General features: G+C 73.2%; 6 protein-coding genes. 4 read left to right on the top strand and 2 right to left on the bottom strand.

Going from position 1 to position 7657, the window contains the following annotated elements; genetic code table 11:
- Both ACWGIG_RS34915 and rsmH read right to left on the bottom strand, forming a co-directional pair.
- The coding region (locus ACWGIG_RS34915; protein WP_453325719.1) for a septum formation initiator family protein at nucleotides 1-569 on the bottom strand (569 nt) is incomplete at its 3' end.
- The gene (rsmH, locus tag ACWGIG_RS34910; protein WP_453325718.1) at nucleotides 566-1525 is read right to left on the bottom strand and encodes a 16S rRNA (cytosine(1402)-N(4))-methyltransferase RsmH; all 960 of its coding nucleotides are present in this window, start codon (nucleotides 1523-1525) and stop codon (nucleotides 566-568) included. The genes rsmH and ACWGIG_RS34915, both read right to left, overlap by 4 nt.
- 400 nt (nucleotides 1526-1925) lie before the next feature.
- On the opposite strand from rsmH, the gene ACWGIG_RS34905 reads away from it, so the two are divergent.
- The 4 genes from ACWGIG_RS34905 to ACWGIG_RS34890 all read left to right on the top strand — a co-directional run bounded on the left by ACWGIG_RS34905 (nucleotide 1926) and on the right by ACWGIG_RS34890 (nucleotide 7579).
- The gene (locus ACWGIG_RS34905) at nucleotides 1926-2459 is read left to right on the top strand and encodes a beta-class carbonic anhydrase (protein WP_453325717.1); all 534 of its coding nucleotides are present in this window, start codon (nucleotides 1926-1928) and stop codon (nucleotides 2457-2459) included.
- 227 nt (nucleotides 2460-2686) lie between these two features.
- Complete coding sequence (locus ACWGIG_RS34900; protein ID WP_453325716.1) at nucleotides 2687-3700, top strand: AAA family ATPase; 1014 nt, start codon at nucleotides 2687-2689, stop codon at nucleotides 3698-3700.
- Nucleotides 3700-5106, top strand: a complete 1407-nt coding sequence (locus ACWGIG_RS34895; protein WP_453325715.1) for a DUF58 domain-containing protein — start codon at nucleotides 3700-3702, stop codon at nucleotides 5104-5106. Before ACWGIG_RS34900 ends, ACWGIG_RS34895 begins: the two co-directional genes overlap by 1 nt.
- A gap of 46 nt (nucleotides 5107-5152) precedes the next feature.
- Complete coding sequence (locus ACWGIG_RS34890; protein ID WP_453325714.1) at nucleotides 5153-7579, top strand: transglutaminase TgpA family protein; 2427 nt, start codon at nucleotides 5153-5155, stop codon at nucleotides 7577-7579.
- Nucleotides 7580-7657: the final 78 nt, after the last annotated feature.

The raw sequence follows: 7657 nt of genomic DNA, 5'->3' as shown, positions 1-7657 counted from the left end.
GTCGGGGGCTGCTGCGCGGGCGGCGGGGTGGTGGAGGCCGGTGGGGCCGGTGTGGACCGGGTCGCGGGCGGGGCCTGGCGCACCGGCGGGGCCACCGGTGCGGTCGAGGCTGCCGGTGGCGGCGCGGCGGGCGGCGGCGCTGCGGGTGCCCGCTGCTGTCGTACGGGCTCGGGGGCGGGCTCCGGCGGCGGGGCCTCGCTGGGGGTGCCGCGGACCCTGCCGTCGGGGTCGAGGAAGGCGGGCGAGCCACCGGGCACCATGCCGAGCTCCCGGGCCCGGCGCTCCAGGGCGCCGGGGGCCGAGCGGTCGTCGACGTCGTGCTGGAGGGCCTGCTCCTCGTCGGTGAGCTCGGTGGTCTGCTTCTTGAGGTCGTTCAGCCTGAACGAGCCCTCGTTGAGCGCCGAGTTCAGCATCAGCAGGCAGATCAGCCCGCCGCCGAGCAGCACCACGACCAGCAGTACGAAGGGGGTGCGGGCCGCCTGGTGGGGACCCGCGGGCAACAGTTCGGAGAGCCTTGCCGCCCTCCCCCTCAACTGCTTGGCCCTCAACCGCTTGGCCGGTTTGCTCACTCGGCTTCTTCCTCCCGGATGCGCTGGGCGCCGCGCAGCCGGGCGGGGGCCGCCCTGCGGTTCTCGGCGACCTCTTCCTCGGTGGGCAGTTCGGCGCCGCGGGTGAGGAGCTTGAGGCGCGGCTGGTAGCGCTCGGGTACGACCGGCAGCCCGGCCGGCGCGGTGTTGGCCGCGCCCGCCGCGAAGACCTGCTTCACGAGGCGGTCCTCCAGCGACTGGTACGACATGACGACGACCCGGCCGCCGACCGGGATCGCCTTCACGGCGGCCGGAATGGCGGCCTGCACGCTGTCCAGTTCGCCGTTGACCTCGATGCGCAGCGCCTGGAAGGTGCGCTTGGCGGGGTTGCCGCCGGTGCGCTTGGCGGCCTGCGGCAGTGCGTCGCGGATCAGCTCGACGAGCCGGGCGCTGTTGCTGAAGGGCTCCTTGTCGCGCTCGCGCACGACGGCGGAGACGATCCGCTTGGCCTGCTTCTCCTCGCCGTACTGGCGCAGGATGCGGACCAGTTCGCCGGGCGCGTACGTGTTGAGGACCTCGGCGGCGCTGACGCCCGACGACTGGTCCATGCGCATGTCCAGCGGGGCGTCCTGCGCGTACGCGAAGCCGCGGTCGGCCTCGTCGAGCTGCATCGAGGAGACACCCAGGTCGAACAGGACGCCCTGGACGCGCGGGGTGCCCAGCTTCGCCAGGACCTCGGGCAGCTCGTCGTACACCGCGTGCACGAGGGTGGCGCGGTCGCCGAAGGGGGCGAGGCGCTCGCCGGAGAGCCGCAGCGCCTCCTTGTCCCGGTCGAGCCCGATCAGGCGGACCGAGGGGAACTGGGTGAGGAGGGCTTCGCTGTGGCCGCCGAGTCCGAGGGTGCAGTCGACGACGACCGCTCCTGGCTCGGAAATGGCCGGGGCCAACATGTCCAGGCACCGCTGGAGCATCACCGGGACGTGTCGGGACTGGCTCATGCGCCCTCTCAGACAGGGGCGCGCGGCTGAAGTGTTGCGCTGACGTACGGCCTGGTCCCCACCCGCTCGGGAAGGGGAGCCGGCCGCAGGGGCCGACCGACGAGCGGGCGGAGGCCGGGCCGTACGCAGTTGGAGAAGAGCTGCACTGCCGCGCGCGCGGGGAACTGCTGGATTTCGTACAACGCGTCACTTTAGTCCACCGGTCCTCGCGGTCAATCAACGGGCGGCGCACCGCGCGCCGTGCCCGCGACAGACCCTCAGGCCGGTCTTTCACTCGTACGAGGGAAGGAATCCACCCCTTGAGAAGGCCTTGTGGGTTAGCTCACAACGGGACGGATTGACGTTCATTTGCCCCGCCCCCGGCAGGCCCGGCACTCCTGTGACCATTACCGTCATAGTCATGTCGACTTCCGCATCCTTCTCCGACGGCTCCGACGATCCGACGGTCACCGACCGTCTCGTCGCGGCCAATCAGCGGTACGCCGCCGGCTTCGAGGACCCGGGGATGGACGCGCGCCCCGTGCTGCACGTCGCCGTGGTCGCCTGCATGGACGCCCGGCTCGACCTGCACGACGCCCTCGGTCTGGAGCTCGGTGACTGCCACACCATCCGCAACGCGGGCGGCGTGGTCACCGACGACGTGATCCGCTCGCTCACGATCAGCCAGCGGGCGCTCGGCACCCGCAGCGTCATACTCATCCACCACACCAACTGCGGTCTGGAGAGCCTCACCGAGGACTTCCGGCACGAGCTGGAGGACGAGGTGGGCCAGCGTCCGTCCTGGGCCGTCGAGGCCTTCCGGGACGTGGACCAGGACGTACGGCAGTCGATGCAGCGGGTACGGACGTCCCCGTTCCTGCTGCACACCGACGACGTGCGCGGGTTCGTCTTCGACGTCACCCAGGGGCTGCTGCGGGAGATCGACCCGGTCTGAGTCCACGACGGGGATCCGGCCGGGGATCCGGTCCCACTGTGCACAAAAAAGCCCCAACTCCGGCATTTCGCATTCACTTGTCCACAGGCGAGTGACACGAAGCGGTAACGCCAACAAGAATGCGGGGAGGACGTCCGGCCGGGAACCCTCCGGCCGCGCCGTCCGATTTTCGGGGTGGGCCGCTCGCGTCGTCGTGACGCCGGCCCGAAAGGGCCGAGGAGGGCCGGGTGACGACCTATGACGATCGAGCGAGCCTCACAGATCTGACCACCACAGCGGAGCGGATCCGCGGGTCGGTGGAAGCTGTGATCGAGGGCAAGCCTGAGGTCGTACGGCTTTCGCTGACCGTGCTGCTCGCCGAGGGGCACCTCCTCATCGAGGACGTGCCGGGCGTGGGCAAGACGATGCTGGCGAAGGCCCTGGCGAGAACCATCGACTGTTCGGTGCGCCGGATCCAGTTCACGCCCGACCTGCTGCCGTCCGACATCACCGGTGTGTCGATCTTCGACCAGCAGCGGCGCGACTTCGAGTTCAAACCGGGCGCGATCTTCGCGCAGATCGTGATCGGCGACGAGATCAACCGCGCGTCGCCCAAGACCCAGTCCGCGCTCCTGGAGTCCATGGAGGAGCGGCAGGTCACCATCGACGGCCAGACCTACGAACTGCCCAACCCGTTCATGGTGGTGGCCACCCAGAACCCGGTCGAGATGGAGGGCACCTACCCCCTCCCCGAGGCCCAGCGCGACCGCTTCATGGCCCGCGTCTCCATCGGCTACCCCTCCCCCGAGGCGGAGCTGCAGATGCTGGACGTGCACGGCGGGGCCTCCCCGCTGGACGACCTCCAGCCGGTGGCGCACGCGCACGACATCGTGAAGCTGATCGACGCCGTCCGCACGGTGCACGTCGCGGACGCGGTACGGCGCTACGCGGTCGAGCTGGTCGGCGCCACCCGCGTCCACCCCGACCTGCGCCTGGGCGCCTCACCGCGGGCCACCCTGCACCTGCTGCGGGCCGCGAAGGCCTCCGCCGCGCTCAGCGGCCGGGAGTACGCGCTGCCTGACGACGTACAGGCGCTGGCGGTGGCGGTCCTCGCGCACCGGCTGCTGCCGACGGCGCAGGCGCAGCTGAACCGGCGCACCTCCGAGCAGGTCGTGCTGGACATCCTCCAGCGCACCCCTGTGCCCACCAGTGGCGCCGCACCCGCGCCGCCGTACGGCACGCCCGGCGTCCGGCCGCTGTGATGCCGGGGGCGGCCCCCGGGGCCGGGCCCGGGGAGAAGGGCGCCGTGGAGAAGAACGGCTTCCGGGCGGCGCTGTCCGGGCTGACCACGCGCGGCCGGTCCTTCCTGGCCGCCGGTCTCGCCGCCGCGGGCTGCGCGTACGTCCTGGGGCAGGGCGACCTGCTGCGGGTGGGGATGCTGCTCGCGGTGCTGCCGCTGATGTGCGTGATCGTGCTGTACCGCACCCGCTACCGGGTCGCGGGCAGCCGTCGGCTGGCCCCCGCGCGGGTGCCCGCCGGTTCCGAGGCCCGGGTGCACCTGCGGATGGAGAACGTCTCGCGGCTGCCCACCGGGCTCCTGATGCTCCAGGACCGGGTGCCGTACGTGCTGGGGCCGCGCCCCCGCTTCGTACTGGACAAGGTGGAGGCGGGCGGGCGGCGCGAGGTGTCCTACCGGGTGCGCTCCGACCTGCGCGGGCGGTATCCGCTGGGGCCTCTCCAGCTGCGGCTGACGGACCCGTTCGGCATGTGCGAGCTGAGCCGTTCGTTCAGCGCCTTCGACACGCTGACGGTGATCCCGCGCGTGGAAGCGCTGCCTCCGGTACGGCTCACGGGCGAGGCCAACGGGTACGGCGACGGGCGGCTGCGGTCGCTCGCGCTGGCCGGCGAGGACGACATCATTCCGCGCGGCTACCGGCACGGCGACGACCTGCGCCGGGTGCACTGGCGCTCCACCGCGCGCTACGGCGAGCTGATGGTGCGCCGCGAGGAGCAGCCGCAGCGGGCCCGCTGCACGGTGCTGCTCGACACCCGGCGGGCCGCCTACCTGGGGGCGGGTCCCGGATCGGCCTTCGAGTGGGCGGTGTCGGGGACCGCGTCCGCCCTGGTGCACATGCTCGAACGGGGCTTTTCGGTACGGCTGTTGACGGACACCGGGACCTCGGTGCCGGGTGACGGCGCGGGCGGATTCGCCGGTTCCACACAGGAATCCGCGGACTCGGCAGGGCTGATGCTGGACACCCTCGCGGTCGTCGGGCACTCGGAGGGCGGCGGCCTGTCCCCCTCGTACGACGTCCTGAGGGGCGGCAACGAGGGGCTGCTGATCGCCTTCTTCGGCGACCTCGACGACGAGCAGGCGGCGGTGGCGGCGCAGATGCGGCAGCGCAGCGGCGGGGCGGTCGCGTTCGTCACGGACAGCACGCTGTGGGCCGACGGGGCGGACCCGGCGGGAGCACTGCGGGAGCGGGCCGAGGAGCGGCTGCGGCTGCTGCGCGACGCGGGCTGGACGGCGGTCTCCGTACCGCCGGGGACACCACTGCCCGACCTGTGGCGGCAGGCCGAGGCGCAGCGCACGGTCGGCGCCGACACATCGAGCACGGACAAGACGGGAACATCGGGGATGTCGGGGATCTCGGGGGGCTGGTCATGAACGGGACCCGGCTCATGGGCGGGGCCGTGGTGGGCGGGGGCGGGTCGTGAGCGGGCGCGGGCGGATGACGCTCTGTGCGCTGGCCGCCACCCTGATGGCTTCCGCGGCGCTGATCCCGCTGGTCACGGACGCGGGCTGGTTCGTCACGGCGGCGGTCCTGCTCGCCGTGCAGGCGGGCGTCGGGGCGCTGGCGCGGCGGGTGCCGCTGGCCAGGGCGCTGACGGTGACGGTCCAGCTGGTCGTCACGATGCTGCTGGTGACCCTGCTGTTCGCGGGGACGAAGGCGGTGCTCGGGGTGCTGCCCGGCCCGGACGCGGTCGAGGAGTTCGGGCGGCTGCTGAACACGGGGGCCGCCGACATCAACCGGTACGCCATTCCGGCCCCGGCCTCCGAGGGCATCCGGCTGATGCTGATCGGCGGGGTGCTGCTGATCGGCCTCGCGGTGGACACCCTTGCCGTGACGTTCCGCAGTGCGGCGCCCGCCGGACTGCCGCTGCTCGCCCTGTACTCGGTGGCCGCGGGCCTCTCGGGCGGCGGCGCGAGCTGGATGTACTTCCTGCTGGCCTCGTCCGGCTTCCTGCTGCTGCTCCTGGCCGAGGGCCGGGACCGGCTGGCCCAGTGGGGCCGGGTGTTCGGCGGGGGCGCCCAGGGCGCCCCGCGGCAGAGCTCCGCGGGTCTCGACCACGGCAGCGGTGCGCCGCTCGCCCCGATCCGCACCGGACGGCGCATCGGCGTGCTCACCCTGGGCGTCGCCGTGCTGGTCCCCGCCCTGCTGCCCGCCCTGAACGGCGGCCTGCTCGGTGGGACGGGAGCGGGTCGCGGCGGCAGCGGGGGCGGCGGCACGATCTCGGCCGTGAACCCCGTGGTCTCCCTCCAGGAGAGCCTCAACCAGCCGGTCGACCGCGAGGTGCTGCGCTACAGGACGACGGCGCAGCAGACGCAGGACATGTATCTGCGCCTCCTCGCCCTGGACGAGTTCGACGGCACCGCGTGGAAGTCCTCCGAGCGCAAGCTCAAGGAGGTGACCAGCCCGCTGCCCCGTCCCGCGGGCCTGGGCCCCGACGTCCCCACCACCGAGATCACCACCAACATCTCGGCCGCCGGGTCGTACTCCCAGATCTGGCTGCCGATGCCCTTCCCCGCGTCGCAGGTCGACATCGGGGGGCGCTGGCGGTACGAGCCCGAGGGCCGCACCCTGATCGGCGACGGGGGCCAGACCACCAGCGGCGTCAGGTACAGCGTCCGCAGCCTGGCCGTGCAGCCGACGAAGGACGACCTGGCGGCGGCCCCGCCCGCCCCGCCCGGGCTGCGCAAGGAGTACACCAAGGTGCCGGGGGACCTGCCGCCGGTGGTGAAGCAGACGGCGCTCCAGGTGACGAAGGGCGCGGGCAACGACTACGAGCGGGCGGTCCTGCTCCAGGACTGGTTCGCCTCCGAGGGCGGCTTCACCTACGACACCCAGGTCCAGTCGGGCACCGGTTCGAAGGCCATCGCCCGCTTCCTGAAGGACAAGGAGGGCTTCTGCGTCCACTTCTCCTTCTCGATGGCGGCGATGGCGCGGACGCTGGGCATCCCGGCGCGGGTCGCGGTGGGCTTCACGCCGGGCACGTCGAAGTCGGACAACACGATGTCGGTCGGACTGCGGGACGCCCACGCCTGGCCCGAGCTGTACTTCGAGGGGCTCGGCTGGACCCGGTTCGAGCCGACCCCGACGCGGGGCAGTGCGCCCGCGTACACCCGGCAGGAGGCCCCGACGGGCGGCCCGAGCGACCCGGCGCAGCCGACCTCCGGCGCGACGACCGCGCCGACGGCGGCACCGAAGCCGTCGGACAGCTGCCCGGCCGCCGACCGGCGGGAGGGCAACTGCGGTCGGAACGAGCAGGCGGGCCCGGCAGGCCCGACCGACACGGGTACGCCGACCGGCACCGTGGTGGGAATCACGCTGGGCGTACTGGCGCTCGTACTCCTGCCGTCGCTTCCGCTGCTGTGGCGGACCCGGGTACGGGCCCGGCGGCTGGGTTCGGACGGCCGCACGCCGTCGGACGCGGCGGCGCGGACCCTGGCGGCCTGGCGGGAGATCACCGACTCGGCGTGGGACCTGGGCATCACGCCCGACGATTCGCAGACACCGCGCAGGACGGCGGCGCGCATCGTCCGGCTGGGTTCGCTGGCGGGTCCGCCGGCGGAGGCGGTGCACAGGGCGGCCGGTGCGGTGGAGCAGGTGCTCTACGCCCCGGTGCCGCAGACGAGCGGCGGTCTGGTGGACGACGTGCACCGGGTACGGGCCGGGCTGCGGGACGCCGTGGGCCGACGGACGCGGCTGCGGGCACTGTTGCTGCCGCGCTCGGCCGTGCGGGTGGCGTGGGCGCTGTCCGCGCGCTGGTCGGCACTCACCGGCCGGTGGTCGGCGCGACGGCCGCGGCTGGACGGGTGGTCGGCGGCGGTGCGGCGGGCGGCCCGTCAGCGGGGGTGACGCGGGGGCGCGTGCGGGAGTGACGCAGGTACGCGTGAGGGCGTGGGTACAGGTGAGGGGCGGCCACCGGATGGTGGC

The sequence above is a fragment of the Streptomyces sp. NPDC054863 genome, from assembly GCF_053610825.1.
The sequence above is the reverse complement of the archived record's forward strand: the minus strand, read 5'-3'. Positions and strand labels throughout refer to the sequence as shown.

What these genes read in the sequence shown, in the direction of transcription:
- ACWGIG_RS34905 (WP_453325717.1), top strand. Translation starts at nt 1,926, where the DNA reads ATGTCGACTTCCGCATCCTTCTCCGACGGCTCCGACGATCCGACGGTC.
- ACWGIG_RS34895 (WP_453325715.1), top strand. Translation starts at nt 3,700, where the DNA reads ATGCCGGGGGCGGCCCCCGGGGCCGGGCCCGGGGAGAAGGGCGCCGTG.
- rsmH (WP_453325718.1), bottom strand. Translation starts at nt 1,525, where the DNA reads ATGAGCCAGTCCCGACACGTCCCGGTGATGCTCCAGCGGTGCCTGGAC.